We start from the raw sequence: 14,443 nt of genomic DNA, 5'->3' as shown, positions 1-14,443 counted from the left end.
GGCCTGCCCCCACCCCGGGACCTTCGGACACGCCCGCGCGGCCCGCCCGCCCGTAGCCTGCCGCCCATGACCATCTGGACCTCTCTGGACCCGGCCGCCGTGGCCGTGGAGCCCGGTTCCCGGGCCACCGCCCGGCTGCGGGTGCGGAACACCGGCGACACCGTCGAGGAGTACCGCCTTTCCCTCGTCGGCAGGCCCGCGGGCTGGGGCCGCGTCGAACCCGATGTGCTGCGCCTCTATCCGGGCGCGGAGGGGACCGCGGAGATCTCGTTCGCCCCGCCCCGCACCTCGGACGCGGAGGCCGGCCCCGCCGCCTACGGCGTGCGGGTCGAGCCGCGGGAGAACACCGCCGTACGCGACGTCGTCGAGGGGCAGCTCACCATCGCCCCCTTCACGGAGATCCGGGCCGAACTCCTGCCGCCCGCCCTGACCGGCCGGTTCCGGGGCCGGGCCCGCGCCGCCGTCGACAACCTCGGCAACACGCCGGTCACCGCCTCCCTGGTGGCCCGTGACGAGACCGACGCCCTCGAGTTCGACCTGGCGCCGAACGCCGTGCGCATCGACCCGGGCCGGGCCGCCTTCGCCGAACTGACGCTGCGCCCCCGGGACATCCGGTGGACCGGCGGCGAGCAGACCCACCGCTTCACGCTCGCGCTGCGCAGGTCGGGTGACGACACCGGGAAGGAGCTGGAGGGCAGTTTCGTCCAGCGGCCCGTCATCGGGGCCTGGCTGATGTCGGTCGGCGGACTGCTCACCGCGGCCGTCATCGCCTTCGCGGTGATGTGGTTCGGCTTCTCGCCGAAGATCGGCAGCTCGGCCAAGGAGCTGCTCGCCGCGGGCGCGCCCAACCCCGTGCAGCAGGGCGACGGGAAGAACCTCCCGACCCCGCCGCCGCTGCCCCCGGACACCGGTGCCGACGCCGGCAGCGGCTCCGGCGGCGCGTCGCCGCCGCCCGCCGACGGGGGCGACCCCGACACCGGCGGCGCCCCGCCGCCCTCCGGGAACGGCGGCGGCTCCGGCGGCGGAGGCGGGAGCACCGGCGGTGGCGGCGACCAGGGCGGCGGCTCCGCGCAGCGCCCCAACGTGCCGCCGCCCGCGAAGACCGGTCCGCCCTGGGGCCCCGGCTACCAGAAGGACGTCGTCGTGGAGTTCGCCCAGGAACGCCTGGTCGCGCTCAAGAACAGCTGCAGCCCCCGCGGCTTCTCCCGTGGCGTGATCGACGCGCCGACCCGCGCCGCGCTCGTCTGCTACCAGCACGCCGTCGACAACAGCGGCAAGAACCCCACGAGGATCCTGGCCGTCGAGAAGGAGGGCATGCTGGGCCCGGCCACCCTCACCTCGCTGTGGATGCAGGGGGTCACGCCCGACATGGTCAAGAGGGGCGGCAGCAGCTGGGAGACCACCCGTCTCATGGCCGCGTTCTACTGGGCGATGAACGGGACGTTCGACGCCCATGACATGAGCATCGCCCGGTCCAACGCCGGCCTCGGCATCGACTACTTCCGCAACAACTCCGTCCCGGGCCCGGCCTCCCGGTACAGCGACGAAGTCACCAACCACATCCGCGACTACCAGGCGGCCATGGGCCTGCCGGTGAGCGGCACCGCGGACTGGGCCACCATCCGCACCATGCTCGGCGGCGGCGTCATCTGGCGCGGCTGACACAGACCGAGGAGGCCCGCCCGTCCCCCGCCGGCGGGCCTCCTCACTTCTTCCCCTACGGGGCCCAGGGCACCCCGGCGTCCGGCAGCAGCCGGCCCGCCTTCTGGTACTCGCGCCGCGCCCCCACCCGTACGTCGTCCCCCGTCACCGCGCCGCCACGGGCCGCCGCCAGGTATCCGGCGGTCACCGCCGCCGACCTGATCGCCCCGCCCGCCAGCTCGAAGCCCTTCGCGCAGTCGGCGACCGCGTCCGGCAGGTCCGGCGCCTGCGGCACTCCCGCCAGGCACGCCTCCCACAGGGAGAGCCGCTGCTCCACGTCCGGGAACGGGAACTCCACGACCACGTCGAGCCGACGGGTGAACGCCTCGTCGATGTTGGCCCGCAGATTGGTGGTCAGCACCGCGATCCCGTCGAAGGCCTCAAGGCGCTGGAGGAGATAGGCGCTCTCCAGGTTCGCGTATCGGTCGTGCGAGCTGCGCACCTCGGAGCGCTTGCCGAAGACCGCGTCGGCCTCGTCGAAGAGCAGCACGCAGTCGGTGCGGTCGACCTCCGCGAAGATCCGCTCCAGGTTCTTCTCGGTCTCGCCCACGTACTTGTCGACGACCGACGACAGGTCCACCACGTAGAGGTCCAGGCCGAGTTCGCCGGCGACCACCTCCGCGCCCAGCGTCTTGCCGGTGCCCGACTCCCCGGCGAACAGGGCCACGACCCCGCGCCCGCGCCCGCCGCCCGTCCGCAGCCGCCAGGTGCCCAGCACCCTGTCCCGGTGCCGGGCCCGCGCGGTCAGCTCGCGCAGCTCCCGCAGCGGCTCCTCGGGGAGCACCAGATCGGCGAAGCCGACCTCCGGGCGGACCCGGCGGGCGTGGCTGTCGAGCAGCGGCGCCGACATCAGGCGCGCCCCGCGCTGCACGTGCGCGGCCGTCAGCGCCGTCCCCTCGAACGCGGCGAGAGCCCGCGCCGAACGGGCCGCCCGGCGGATCTGGCCGCCGCCGAGCCGGTACGGGGCGACCGCCTCCGCCAGGTCGAAGGCGGGCTCCTCGGGGCCGAGTTCACGGCGCCACAGCTCGGCGGAGCCCACGTCGTCCCCGGGCGCCTCCAGGGCGAGGATCTCCACCCGGGGCGCCCAGCGGGGGTCCGGGGCGTCGGTCCCCGCGAGGACGACCGTGACGTCCGGCGCCGCCAGCGCGCGCACCAGCGGACCGGCCTCCCGCGGCAGCGGCTCGACGACCACGGCCGCACCGCGCAGCCGGGCCTCCCGCAGCAGTACGGGCGCCACGGCGGCGCCGTCGTCACAGGAACCGGCCCGCATCCGCAGCACCGGCCGACCGGCGGCGCACAGGGCCGCGGCGACGGCGTCGGCGGCGACTCCGGGGATCCGCTCGCGCAGGTGGACGGTGACGGGCGCGGCGGCCCGGACCCGCTCGGCGAGCCCGTCCAGCGCCTCGGACGTGGTGGCCCGCTGGTCGGCCGAGGGCGGCAGCAGCTCCACTCCGGTGTCCCGCAGGCCCGCGTCCAGCCTGCCGTCGTCGCCGAGCAGATGCGCCACCACCCGCTCCGGCACGCGCAGCGCGCGCCCCGGCAGCGGCCGGTCCTCGTCCTCGACGACCAGCAGCCCGCCGGCGCACAGCGGGGCGGCGGGATGGAAGCGGTCGCGGGCGGCGGCCTCGTGGGGGCCGGTGCCGGCGAGCCCGAGGGCGATCGCCACCGTCGCCCGCCGCCGCCCGACGTCGTCGTTGAGATACCCGAACAGCGGCTCGAACGCCCGGTCCACGTCGGGCGCGAGCGCCGTCAGCAGGATGTGCGCGTCCAGCGCGCCGAGCCCGAAGACCCGCGCGAGCGCCCCCAGCCGGTCGGCGTCCGCGTCGAGGTGCGGGGGGACCGCCGTGGCCCCGTCAGCGGGCGCGTCCGAGGTCAGGTCCCCGACCGTCCCCTCCACGTCGAGGGAGCCGGCCGCCGCCCGCAGGGCCGTCTCCGGCGTCACGTACAGGCCGCGCAGCGGGTCGCCGGCCGTCGGGTCGCCGGCGGCGCGGCTCTCGACCACGCCCACCACCCGCTCCCGCAGCTCCGCCAGGCGCCCGGTCAGGGTGGGTCCGCTCACGGCCGGTACTCCGTCCGCCGGATCATGCGGGGCGCGGAGTCCGACGGCACGCCGTCGGTGCCGCGCACGGTGACGACCGCGCCCTCGGTGACCGGCGGCGCCACGTCGTACACGGGGACGACCGGGAACGGGGTGGTGATCACCACGTCGAGCGAGGGCTTCAGCTCCCCGCCGAGCGCCGACCAGATGTCCGCGAGGGAACGCGACTCGCCCGGCGGCACGGCGACGGTCAGCGGCAGCGCGGGGACTCCCGTGGGTCCGCGCAGCACCTCGGGGACGACCTCCGCCGGCAGGGCCTCGTGCGGCAGCAGCAACGCCAGGGCGCTGGACAGCAGCCGGTGTTCGTCCTCGGGCCGGGCGGTCCACGCGGTCACCAGGTAGGAGAGGCGGAACCAGCGCCGTGGCTGGCGGCGACGGACCACGGCCCCGCGCGCGTCGCGCTCCGCGTACGCGCCGCGCTCGCGGCGGGCCACGTCCTCGCGTATGTCGAAGAGGTACGCGTTGAGGGTCGGCGCGGTGCGGCGGGCGGCCCAGTCGCGGGTGGGCGGGTCGAAGGAGACGTCGCCGGTGACGGCGGGGGCCAGGAGGCGGCCCAGGGCCTCGTCGATCTCGTGGATCACTAGATGTAGCCCTCGCGGAGTGCGTACGCCACGGCATGAGCCCGGTTGGCGAGATGGAGACGCGTCATGAGCGCGTGCAGGATGTTCTTGACGGTGCGTTCCGAGTAGGCCAGCTTCTCGCTGATCTGCCGGGTGTCGAGGCCCTCGGCGAGCAGCCGCAGGACGTCGACCTCGCGGGGCGCCATCCCGAAGAGCGGCGCCGTGCCCGTGGTCGCGGTGGTCGTCGCCCGCTGCAGTCGTCCCACCTGGTTGAGGAGGCGGCTGATCAGGTCCGGCGGCAGCTCCCCGTCGCCGCGCGCCGCGCTGTGCACGGCGTTGAGGAGCCGCTGTTCGGTGGCCTGGTGGCGCCACAGGATCGCGCGCACCCCGTACTCGACGACCGTCAGCAGGTCCGGCTCGCGCAGTTCCCCGGCGACGAGCACGACCCGCTGGTCCCCGCCGCGCAGGACGCGCCGCAGCTCGGTCGTGGCGGGTTCGTCGATGCGGTCGGCGAGCATCACGGCGACGGAGGGCGTGCCGGTCTGCGGCTCGCCCGGTTCGTCGGCCGTGTGCTCGGGCACCACCTCTATCGACGGCTGGTGTTGAAGATGGCTGATGAGTCCGGCCCGGCTGAGCGGATCGGTAGCGTGGACGGTCACTGCCACGCGCGTGGTGAGCATGCCCGAATGCCTGCCCTTCCCCCAAGAATGTGCTGGTAGACGGCCGGTTGCCCGGTCGTTTCATTGGTCTCCACCACAGTCACGGGGGCCACTTCCGTCCGGTTGCCGCCCGGCTAACGCCCGGCTAACGCTCCGTCGTCGCCACGGCCGCCCCGTCGAGCCGGCGCAGCTGCGCCTCCACCCGCTGCACGCTCTCCTTGTAGCCGTGCGCGAGCCCCATCTCCCTGGCCCGTACGAGCAGGGTAGCGGCCTCCTCGGTCCGGCCGAGGTCGATCAGGGCGGTGCCCGCCGTGGCCGTGAGCATGCTGTGCCGCACGCCGACCAGGCCGTTGACGGTGTCGCCGTCCAGGGCGAGCCCCTCCCGGGCGCAGGCGAGGGCGCCCGCCGGGTCGCCCACCGAGAGCAGCTGGCGGGCCCGGTGCTCCAGGGCCAGCAGCTCGGTCATCACGTCCCCGCTGCCGCGTACGAGGGCGGCGGCCCGCGCGGTGTGGGCGAGGGACTCGTCGCTGACGCCGAAGCGGTCGAGGGCGACGGCCAGGTTGACGAGCGCCGTCGCCTCGCTGGAGGGTTCGCCCGCGCGGGCGGCCAGCGGGGGCGCGAGACGCAGGTGCACCAGGGCCTCGGTGAGACGGTTCTCCTGGGTGAGTATCCAGCCGAGGAGGGCGCGGACCCGGGACTCGGCGTCGGCGTCCTTCTCCCGGGCCGCGGAATCGGCCGCCGCCTCCAGGAGCGGCACCCAGCCGTCGTGGCTGTGCCACAGGATGTACGGCCACTGGAGGACGGCCAGCCGCCAGGCCCGGTCGTGCAGGCCGGCCGCGCGGGCGGCGGCGACGGCCGCCGCGAGGTTGTCGCGCTCGGCCGCGTACCAGAGCAGGGCCGCGTCCCGCCCGGCGAACTGCGCGGCGGTCCTGGGCAGTCGGGCGTTGGACGGCGCCGCGCAGCACGGCTGGTCGTCCGGCTCGGCGGCGCGGGCGGCGGCCATGGCGGTGAGCGTGTAGTGGTCGAGGAGGCGCAGCAGGGCGTCCTCGTCGGCGTCGAGGCCGCGGGCGTAGAGCCGCACCAGATCGTGCAGGGTGTGCCGGCCGGGCGCGTACTCGGTGAGCAGGTGCGCGTCGCAGAGGCGGTCGAGGGCCTCGGCGGCGACCGGGGGCGTCCGGTCGAGCAGCGCCGCCGCCGCGTGCCGGTCGAGGTCCGTGCCCGGTACGACGCCCAGCTGCCGGAAGAGCCGCCCGGCCTCCTCGGGCAGCCCCTGCACGGTGAGGCGGAGCGCGGCGGCCACGCCCTGGCCGTCGGCGCCCTCGGAGTCGTCCACCGAAAGGAGGGACAACCGGCGCTGTTCGTCGGCGAGTTCGGCGGCCAGGTCGGCGAGCCGCCAGTGCGGGCGGGCGGCGAGCTGGGCGGCGGTGACCCGCAGCGCGAGCGGCAGCCCGTCGCAGAGCGCGGCGAGCCGCCGCGCGGCCGCGGGCTCGGCGTCCACCCGGTCGCCGCCGACCGCGGCGGCGAGCAGGGCCGCCGAGTCGTCGAGCCCGAGGACGCCGAGCGGCACCGGGCGGGCGAGTTCGGTGACGACCAGGCCGCCGAGGCGCAGCCGCGAGGTGACCACGGTCGCGCTGCGCGCACCGGCGGGCAGCAGCGGCCGGGCCCGGTCGGCGCTGCGCACGTTGTCCAGGACGACGAGCAGCGCCCGGTCCTCGGTCAGGGAGCGATACAGGGCGGCGGCGGCCGTCGGCGACTCCGGCACCTGGCGCGGCGGCACGCCGAGCGCGGGCAGGAACTCGCGGAGCACGTCGGCGCTGTCGACCCCGTCGTCGGGGCTGAAGCCCCGCAGGTCTGCGTAGAGGACCCCGTCCGGGTAGTGCGAGGCGCGCCGGTGCGCCCAGTTCAGCGCGAGCGCGGTCTTGCCGACCCCGGCGGGTCCGGTGACCAGCGCGACCCGGGCCCGCTCGACGGCGGTGTCGAGGGCGGCGAGCTCCCGGGCCCGCCCGAGGAAGCCGCGCGGGGCGCGGGGCAGGAGGTCGGGCGCGGGCAGCGCGGGCGCGGGGGCCGGCGGTTCGGCCTCGGCGGCCGGGCGGCCGCCCGCCAGGTCGGGCCACTCGGCGCCACCGCCCGCCACGGGCGCGTCGCCCGCGCTGGGCGGGGCGGCCGGCGGGGTGCCGCGCAGCACGGCCTCGTACGCCGCCCGCAGCGCGGGGCCCGGGTCCACACCCAGGTCGTCGGCGAGCTGGGTCCGGGTGCGGTGGTAGCAGTCGAGTGCGTCCGACTGGTGGCCCGCCCGGTACAGCGACAGCATCAGGGCCGCCGCGAGCGACTCGCGCAGCGGGTTGGCGACGGCCTCGGCGCGCAGCAGCGCCGCCGCCTTCACGTGCTCGCCGAGCCGCCCGTACGCCGCCGCCAGCTGCTCGACGGTCACCAGCCGGGTCTCCTCCAGGGCGCGCGCGGCCACCACCAGCGGTTCGCTGGGCACCGTCCCGGTCAGCGCGGGCCCGCGCCACAGGGCGAGCGCCTCGCGCAACATCAGGACCGCGTCCCCGGGGTGCTTCTGGTGCCCGGCGAGCTGGACCAGCTCCTCGAAGCGGTAGGCGTCCAGGAGGTGGTCGGGCATCCGCAGCTCGTAGGCCTGCCCGTGGGTGGCCAGCTCGAGCCCGTACTCCCCGGCGCCGCCCTGCTCGAACAGGGCCCGCAGCCGCGAGACGTGGCCCTGGACGACGGTGCGGGCCCGGGCGGGCGGCCGCTCGTCCCAGACGGCGTCGATGAGCCGGTCCACCGGGACGACGGCGTTCGCCCGCAGCAGCAGCGCCGCGAGTACGCTGCGCCGCTTGGCGGGGCCGAGCGGCAGCTCACCTGCCTCGGCCGCGATGGACACCGTTCCGAGCAGGCGGAACTCCACCCGGCCCTCCTTCTCGCTGATCCTGTGGGCCTCCCAGTATCACCGCCGGCCGCGCTCAGGCCTTTGTCGGGATCCTCCAGTTGTCCGGAACCGGACAGGCTTCCCGTGGTTCGGCTCGATCAGCACGGGCGCTCGGGCGCCGCCTGGTGGCGGACGGCGCCTCGGACGAAACGGGACGGAATCAGGCGTTCGGGTCGAAGGGGATGCCCGAGGGCTTGGAGCGGCCCAGCTGGTAGGCGAAGTCGACGTCCCTGATCTTGAGGGTGGCGGCGCCGAAGTCGGCGCCCGTCAGCTTGTCGCGCAGGCCGGCCGGATAGCCGTTCCAGCCGACCAGGCGCGGGTAGAACCAGGCGCCGGTGGCGTTCTCGATCCGCTCGTCGTCCGGGTTGGCGAAGCGGAAGCAGTGGGTCGAGGCCCCGTCCTTGTGGTAGACGACCTTGGGGTGGGTGCCGTCGAAGCGCACCGCCGAGCGGGCGGCCACCTGGTAGCCGCTGTGCTGGGAGACCGACACGTACTGGACCTGGTCGCCGCTGATCCAGACGACCACGTGCTCCCAGTCGTGGGTGTGCCCGATGGCCAGGGGGCCCCAGGTCGCCTGGTCCTTCTCGAAGTAGCTCGCGTACATCACGGCGCACCAGCCGTTGTTGCACTTGCTGCGCGAGTAGCTGTTGGCGGCGGCCAGCTGGGCGGGGTCGTGGCACTTCCCGTTGACGGTGCCGCCCAGCTTCAGGCCGGGGTTGAGGGTGCCGTCCGCGCCGATGGCGGCGGTGACGTAGCAGCCGTCGGTGTCGTAGTCGTACGCGGGGGAGAAGGTCTGGTCGAGCCCGTCGGCGCTCTGCGGCAGCTGCGGGAGGACGGCGGCGTGGGCGGTGGCCGGGACGCCGAGGACGAGGCCCAGGGCGCACAGGAGCGCGGCGAGGACGGAGCGCCGCCGCCCGGGCCGGGACGGGGAGGCTGGGGGTATCAGGTGCACGACAACTCCTCGCTGGTGGGGGGTCCAGACGTTCGCAGGGGGTCCCGCGGGCCGTCAACCACCGTGCGGGGAACGGAGGGTGACGGGTGGGGCGTGCGAGGGGGCGCGCGGGACGTCAAGGCGGACGGGCCCGTTCGCCGGATCGTGTGGGAGGCGTCCGGTGATCGCGGATCCCCGGGCCGCGGAGCGGCAGGATCGAGGCGGCGGGGTCGTCCTGAACGGGAGCCGTGGGGGCTCCCGGACCCCGCCGCCGAAGAGGGCGGCGGGCGCCGACGTCGCCGCTCTCCGCCCGCCCCCGGACCCTGGCTCCGCTCCGGGGGCGGCGTCGTGCGCGGGCGCTCAGCGCGCCTCGGCGTACAGCTCCTCGATCAGCCGGGCGACCGTCTCCGGCTCCCGCAGGGTCGGGTAGTGGTCGCTGGCGGCCAGCCGTTCGAGCCGGCAGTGGGGGATCCGCGCGGCCATCTCCTCGTTGCAGCGCACGACCACGGGCCGGTCCAGCTCGCCCAGGGCGAGCACCGTGGGCGCGGCGATCTCGCCGAGCCGGTCGAAGGCGGGCGAGCCGGGCTGCTGATGGCCGACGTTGGCGAACCAGGCGGGCAGCACCGCCCGGAAGTGCGCGGCGACCACCGGATCGGACTCGGGGGTGCCGCCGCCGGCCGCGCCCCACAGGCCCATGCCGAGCCGCACGATGCCCTCCGTGTCGCCGGCCTTCGCCAGCCGCTCCACGTCCTGGTAGAACTCCGCGTCCTCCAGGCCCGGGTAGCCGGTGACCCCGGGGACGAACAGCGCCAGGCCCGCGACCCGTTCGGGCTCGTCCAGGGCGAGGCCGACCGACGCGGCCCCGCCCATGCTGGAGCCCACCAGGACCGCCCGCCCGAGACCGAAGTGGTCGAGGACCGCGGAGAGGTCGGCGACGGGGAGGTACGGGGCGACGGGCGCGGGCGAACGCCCGTAGCCGCGGGCGTCGTAGCGGATCACCCGGTGCCGCGCGGCGAGCGCCGGGAGGACCGGGTCCCAGATCGTGGAGTCGCCGACGCCGGGATGGACCAGGACCAGCGGCAGCCCGTCCCCGCCCGTGTCGTCCGCCCAGAGTGCGCCGCCGTCCGCCTTCACCATGGTTTCCATGGGGGCCAGTCTGGTCGGCCGGCCCCGGTGCCACCAGCCCGCCTCCGGCCGTGTCGCTGTCAAGTACCGAGTCGGGTCAACCTTCCTGACGATCTGTCAGTAGTGGCGGAAATCTTGCCTGGACACCCTTACTCGCCGGTTCTACTCTCAAGTCACTTTGCGCGTTCCCCCCAAGCACCACGCGTACGCACCCAGCACGACCGGCTCACGCGTCACCGCACGGTGCGACGACCCGCACCTCCTCGCACCCCACCGTCGATCACCGAGGAGATCCCCATGTCCAAGCTGCTCGTCACCCTCACCGGCCTCGCCGCCGCCGGCGCCCTCACCTTCGGCGCCACCGGCACCCAGGCCGCCTCGACCACCGTGTCACCGGCCGGCCACTCCTTCGCCGCCAAGCTCACCGGCAAGGCCACCTTCGTCGCCGGGACGACCACCATGACCTGCACCGTCTCGTCCTCCGTACCGACGAGCGGAGCCAACAACACCGTCCCCGCCGCCCCCGGCAACAGCAACGCCGCCGGTCCCGTCTCCATCCCCGTCAACCCGCCCAGCTTCAGCGGCTGCACCACCAGCATCTTCGGCGTGAACGTCACCATCACGAGCAACGCCACCAACGGCCCCTGGACGCTCTCCCTCCAGAACGGCGCCCCCGCCACCGGCGGCTTCACCATCCCCAAGGGCGGCGTCGTGCTCAAGACCAGCGGTCTCGCCAGCTGCACCATCACCGCCTCGCCGGCCGGCCCCACCGCCGTCAACGGCGCCTTGACCAACGGCGCCCCCTCCAGCCTGGCCATCGCCAACGCGCCGGTCCCCGCCACCGCCACCGGCGGCTTCCTCTGCCCGACCGGCAACCAGTCGGCGACCTTCAGCGCCACCTACCAGCTCACCGACACCACCGACCCGGCCCAGCAGATCACCGTGACCGGCTGACCGCTCGCCCGCCGCACCCTGGGAGTACCAGCCAGGATCACGCGGGTCCACCCCCCCCCGGAAGGCCCACCAGCCCCACGCCTGGCAGCCGAGGGCGACCGGGACGAGCAGGACCCCGAAGGCGAGGAGCTGTTCCAGCGTGCCGCGTCCGTCGCGGCCCCGCCCACCGGCAGACCGGCGGGCGGACCGTCGGCGGACGCCGGCACGTACGGGCACTGCCCCGCGCCCACCAGGACGACCGGCAGCGGCGCGGCGAGCGCGGTGACGCCGAACGCCGCCCGGGCCGGCCGCCGCCGCCCGCGCCTTCTCGACCACACCACCGGCCGGCCCTTCACCGCCCACTGGACCTCACCCTGACGCCACGCCCACGACCAGTCCCTTCGTGTCGAGCGGCAGCTCCACCACCCGTTCGACCGCCAGCCCCGAACGGCCCAGCAGGGACCGGTAGGCGTCGAGGGTGCGCTGCCGGCCGCCGTTGACCACCAGCAGGTGCAGATCCCACAGCGCGGCCAGGGCGCCCGACCCGTCGTCCGTCGTCACCCGCTCCAGGACCAGCAGCCGCGCCCCCGGCGCGAGCACCGCCCGCACCCGGCGCAGCAGGCGGAGACAGTGCCCGTCGTCCCAGTCGCCGAGCACCCGGGACAGCAGATAGACGTCCCCGTCCCCGGGCAGCGGCGCCTCGAAGATGTCCCGGCCGAGCAGCTCGACCCGGTCCAGGCCCACGCTCTCGGCCAGCTGCGCACGGGCCAGCGGCAGGACGTGCGGCAGGTCGACGAGCACCCCGCGGGCGGCCGGGGCCGCCGCGAGCACGGTGGCCAGCAGCCGCCCCGCGCCGCCCCCGAGGTCCACCACCCGGCCCGGCCCCGAGAGGCCGAGGACGCCCGGGACCGCGTCGAAGACGGCGTGCCCGGCCTGCATCACCCGCTGGAATCGGGCCGCCGCCTCCGGATCCCCGGCCAGGTACGCGATCAGCGGCTCGCCGTGTGCCAGCTCGAACCCGGGCGTCCCGGTCGTCAGCGCCTCCTCGGCGTGCCCCCAGGCGCGGTAGAACTCCTCCCCGTACAGCAGGCACATGTCGCGCAGCGAGCCCGGCCGGTCGCGCAGCAGCTCGCCCACGGGTGTCGTACGGAGGGTGCCGTCGGAGTCCGTGTCGAACACCCCGAGCAGGACGAGCAGGCGCAGCAGCCGGTGCGCGACATCGGGGTCGAGGCCGGTGGCGGCGGCCACCGCCGCGCCGTCGCGGTGCCCCTCGGCCACCAGGTCGGGCAGCCGCAGCCGGGCGGCGACATGGACGGCCTGGGTGCGCCAGGCGCCGGTGACGAGCTCGAACGCGGCCCGCACGGCCCGCGGATCGGTGGTCATGACGGTATCCAGTCCCTCGCGATGTGGGGGGTGCCGATGCCCAGGGAGCGCATGTGCTCGATGGGGTTGGTGTACTCGCGGCTGGCCGCGATGAGGCCGTCCGCCAGCTCGAAGCGGTGCACGAACCGGTTGCGGTAGTGGCCGGCCGGATAGCCGGGGAAGCGGATGGTGCCCTCGCCGCCGCACTCCACCCAGATCAGGCCGGTGTGCTGCGTCTCGTACACCTCGACGTCGGTCCAGACCCAGTCGGGCAGCACCTGGAGCGACAGTTCGCCGTGCCGCCGCAGCCGCTCGCGGCCCCGGACGACGATCGGCCGGCCGACATCGGTGAAGAACAGGGCGGCCGTGCCGTCCTCGGTGTACAGCCGGTGGCGCCGCAGTCTGCTCTCGCGGTCGGTGCGGAGGAAGGCGTCGACGGTGGCGCGGTTGCGGTCGCGGAGCGTGGACTCACGCATCACGGATTCCTTTCGGAGCGGAACGTATTCGGTACGGTCAGGGCTGGAGACGGCAGGACCGCCAGCCGCCCCCGGGGACGCGCTCGTAGCGCAGCCGCTCGTGCAGCCGGCCGGTGCCGTCCGCCCAGAACTCCAGCCGCTCGGGGACGAGTTCCAGGGCGATGTACGCGGCGGGGCGCGGCTGCGGTCCGGCCTCGGCCAGCCGCGCGGCGCGGGCGCGCAGCGCGGCGACCTCGGCGGGGCCGGCCAGCGGGGCGCTCTGCCGGGAGGCCACGGTCATCGCGTGGGTGAAGACCGGCCGGGCCGCCCACAGGGCGTCGGCGGTGGCGTCGGGGAGCCGCCGGACCCGGCCGCCCACGCTGACCTGCCGGCTCGTCTCCCGCCAGTAGAGCAGCCCCGACGCCCAGGGGTTCGCGCGCAGTTCGCGCTCCTTGCCGCTGCCGTGATGGGTGGTGAAGACCAGCCCGGTGGCGGTGACCCGGCTGACGGCGACGATCCGGCTGGACGGCCGCCCCGCCGCGTCGGCGGTCGCGAGCGCCAACGCCCGCGGCTCCCGCACACCGACCTCCTCCGCACCCTCCAGCCAGCGGCGCAGCAGCCCGATCGGATCGGCGGGCGGCACCTCGTACTCGGGGAAGGGCAGCGAGACCGTCCCGGTGAGGGTCTCCGACCGGCGCGGTGCCGGGGCGGACGCGGGTGCCTCGACGGAGGCGGATCGCTCGACGGATGCGGGACGCGCGACGGATGCGGGACACGCGGCGGACTCGACGGACGGGACGTGCGCGACCGACTCGACGTGCTCGACGGACTCGACGTGCTCGACGTGCTCAGACATGGATCCTCCCGTGGGCCACGGTGACGGCCTCGCCGCCGACCTCGACGTAGTCGACCTGGTCGCCGGCCCCTTCGGCGCGGGCCAGCATCAGGGAGTCGCGGCCCAGTTCGACGCCCTGCCGGATCTTCAGCTGCCGCCCGTACGCCACCCGCCCGTGCCGGGCGAGATGGACGGCGAGCGGGCCGGCGGCCGAGCCCGTCGCCGCGTCCTCGACCACGCCGTACGCGGGCGAGAACATCCGGCTGCGCCAGCGCGTGCCCGCCCCGGCGAAGCAGTTCGTGGCCAGGTCCTCGAAGGCCGCCAGGGCCCGGTGGTCGGGGGTCAGGGCCGAGAGCGCGGCGACGGACTCCAGGCCGACGAAGACATGCCGGGGACCGTTGCGGTAGACCTCCACCGGCAGCGTGGAGGCGGGCACCCCCAGCGCCGCGAGCAGCTCGGCCGCCCGGTCGAAGGGCTCCCAGGCGGGCAGCGGCTGGCGCATCGTGGCCGCCGCCACCCGGCCCGCCCGCCGGTCGAGCCTGCAGGGCACGATCCCCATCGCGGTCTCCAGGAGCAGTCGGTCGCCCCGCACGTACGGGCCGAGGGCGACGGCGGTGCCGAGCAACGGGTGTCCGGCGAAGGGCAGTTCGTTCACCGGGGTGAAGATGCGCACCCGGGCGTCGCCGCCGCGCCGGGGCGGCAGGACGAAGGTCACCTCCGACAGGTTCATCTCCCGGGCGATGCGCTGCATCCACGAGGCCGGGAGTCCGGCGCAGTCGAAGAACACGGCCACCGGGTTCCCCCGCAGGGGTTCACGGGCGAAGGCGTCCACGACGACGTAGGGGCGCATGATGT

Annotated in this window: 12 protein-coding genes; 2 read left to right on the top strand and 10 right to left on the bottom strand. The window is 75.5% G+C overall.

Going from position 1 to position 14,443, the window contains the following annotated elements:
- Window positions 1-66: 66 nt before the first annotated feature.
- Window positions 67-1,662, top strand: coding sequence for a COG1470 family protein (locus ACZ3ZE_RS07550; RefSeq protein WP_467257897.1), 1,596 nt, complete (start codon window positions 67-69; stop codon window positions 1,660-1,662).
- 55 nt (window positions 1,663-1,717) lie between these two features.
- Here ACZ3ZE_RS07550 and ACZ3ZE_RS07545 read toward each other — a convergent pair whose 3' ends face one another.
- From ACZ3ZE_RS07545 to ACZ3ZE_RS07520, 6 genes are all read right to left on the bottom strand, one after another.
- A complete protein-coding gene (locus ACZ3ZE_RS07545; RefSeq protein ID WP_467257895.1) occupies window positions 1,718-3,760 on the bottom strand; it encodes an ATP-binding protein in 2,043 nt (680 codons plus the stop codon).
- A complete protein-coding gene (locus ACZ3ZE_RS07540; protein WP_361170360.1) occupies window positions 3,757-4,380 on the bottom strand; it encodes a Pvc16 family protein in 624 nt (207 codons plus the stop codon). The genes ACZ3ZE_RS07545 and ACZ3ZE_RS07540 overlap by 4 nt, the downstream gene beginning before the upstream one ends.
- A complete protein-coding gene (locus ACZ3ZE_RS07535) occupies window positions 4,380-5,039 on the bottom strand; it encodes a helix-turn-helix transcriptional regulator (RefSeq protein ID WP_361170363.1) in 660 nt (219 codons plus the stop codon). The genes ACZ3ZE_RS07540 and ACZ3ZE_RS07535 overlap by 1 nt, the downstream gene beginning before the upstream one ends.
- Before the next feature lie 124 nt (window positions 5,040-5,163).
- Window positions 5,164-7,926: an AfsR/SARP family transcriptional regulator gene (locus ACZ3ZE_RS07530; protein WP_361170366.1), complete on the bottom strand. Its 2,763-nt coding sequence runs from the start codon at window positions 7,924-7,926 to the stop codon at window positions 5,164-5,166.
- Between the two features lie 181 nt (window positions 7,927-8,107).
- Window positions 8,108-8,899: an NPP1 family protein gene (locus ACZ3ZE_RS07525; RefSeq protein ID WP_442305235.1), complete on the bottom strand. Its 792-nt coding sequence runs from the start codon at window positions 8,897-8,899 to the stop codon at window positions 8,108-8,110.
- A 339-nt stretch (window positions 8,900-9,238) separates the two neighbouring features.
- On the bottom strand, window positions 9,239-10,024 hold the full coding sequence (locus ACZ3ZE_RS07520) for an alpha/beta fold hydrolase (RefSeq protein ID WP_361170369.1): 786 nt from the start codon (window positions 10,022-10,024) through the stop codon (window positions 9,239-9,241).
- Between the two features lie 276 nt (window positions 10,025-10,300).
- On the opposite strand from ACZ3ZE_RS07520, the gene ACZ3ZE_RS07515 reads away from it, so the two are divergent.
- Window positions 10,301-10,957 (top strand): hypothetical protein, encoded by a 657-nt coding sequence (locus ACZ3ZE_RS07515; RefSeq protein WP_361170372.1) that lies wholly within the window; start codon window positions 10,301-10,303, stop codon window positions 10,955-10,957.
- 348 nt (window positions 10,958-11,305) lie between these two features.
- Here ACZ3ZE_RS07515 and ACZ3ZE_RS07510 read toward each other — a convergent pair whose 3' ends face one another.
- From ACZ3ZE_RS07510 to ACZ3ZE_RS07495, 4 genes are read right to left on the bottom strand one after another with little or no spacing between them, the layout of a single operon-like run.
- Window positions 11,306-12,319 carry a methyltransferase gene (locus tag ACZ3ZE_RS07510; RefSeq protein WP_442305233.1) on the bottom strand — a complete coding sequence of 338 codons (1,014 nt, stop codon included), beginning with the start codon at window positions 12,317-12,319 and terminating at the stop codon, window positions 11,306-11,308.
- Window positions 12,316-12,774, bottom strand: a complete 459-nt coding sequence (locus tag ACZ3ZE_RS07505) for a PhzA/PhzB family protein (protein WP_361170378.1) — start codon at window positions 12,772-12,774, stop codon at window positions 12,316-12,318. Before ACZ3ZE_RS07505 ends, ACZ3ZE_RS07510 begins: the two co-directional genes overlap by 4 nt.
- A 37-nt stretch (window positions 12,775-12,811) precedes the next feature.
- A complete protein-coding gene (gene phzG, locus ACZ3ZE_RS07500; protein WP_361170381.1) occupies window positions 12,812-13,609 on the bottom strand; it encodes a phenazine biosynthesis FMN-dependent oxidase PhzG in 798 nt (265 codons plus the stop codon).
- Window positions 13,602-14,438 (bottom strand): PhzF family phenazine biosynthesis protein, encoded by an 837-nt coding sequence (locus ACZ3ZE_RS07495; RefSeq protein ID WP_361624383.1) that lies wholly within the window; start codon window positions 14,436-14,438, stop codon window positions 13,602-13,604. Before ACZ3ZE_RS07495 ends, phzG begins: the two co-directional genes overlap by 8 nt.
- Between the last annotated feature and the right edge of the window lie 5 nt (window positions 14,439-14,443).

The sequence above is a fragment of the Streptomyces sp. NPDC023157 genome (assembly GCF_055560575.1).
This window is presented reverse-complemented; position numbering and strand designations above follow the sequence as displayed.

What these genes read in the sequence shown, in the direction of transcription:
- ACZ3ZE_RS07535 (WP_361170363.1), bottom strand. Translation starts at nt 5,039, where the DNA reads ATGCTCACCACGCGCGTGGCAGTGACCGTCCACGCTACCGATCCGCTC.
- ACZ3ZE_RS07505 (WP_361170378.1), bottom strand. Translation starts at nt 12,774, where the DNA reads ATGCGTGAGTCCACGCTCCGCGACCGCAACCGCGCCACCGTCGACGCC.
- ACZ3ZE_RS07510 (WP_442305233.1), bottom strand. Translation starts at nt 12,319, where the DNA reads ATGACCACCGATCCGCGGGCCGTGCGGGCCGCGTTCGAGCTCGTCACC.
- ACZ3ZE_RS07550 (WP_467257897.1), top strand. Translation starts at nt 67, where the DNA reads ATGACCATCTGGACCTCTCTGGACCCGGCCGCCGTGGCCGTGGAGCCC.
- phzG (WP_361170381.1), bottom strand. Translation starts at nt 13,609, where the DNA reads ATGTCTGAGCACGTCGAGCACGTCGAGTCCGTCGAGCACGTCGAGTCG.
- ACZ3ZE_RS07495 (WP_361624383.1), bottom strand. Translation starts at nt 14,438, where the DNA reads ATGCGCCCCTACGTCGTCGTGGACGCCTTCGCCCGTGAACCCCTGCGG.
- ACZ3ZE_RS07520 (WP_361170369.1), bottom strand. Translation starts at nt 10,024, where the DNA reads ATGGAAACCATGGTGAAGGCGGACGGCGGCGCACTCTGGGCGGACGAC.
- ACZ3ZE_RS07515 (WP_361170372.1), top strand. Translation starts at nt 10,301, where the DNA reads ATGTCCAAGCTGCTCGTCACCCTCACCGGCCTCGCCGCCGCCGGCGCC.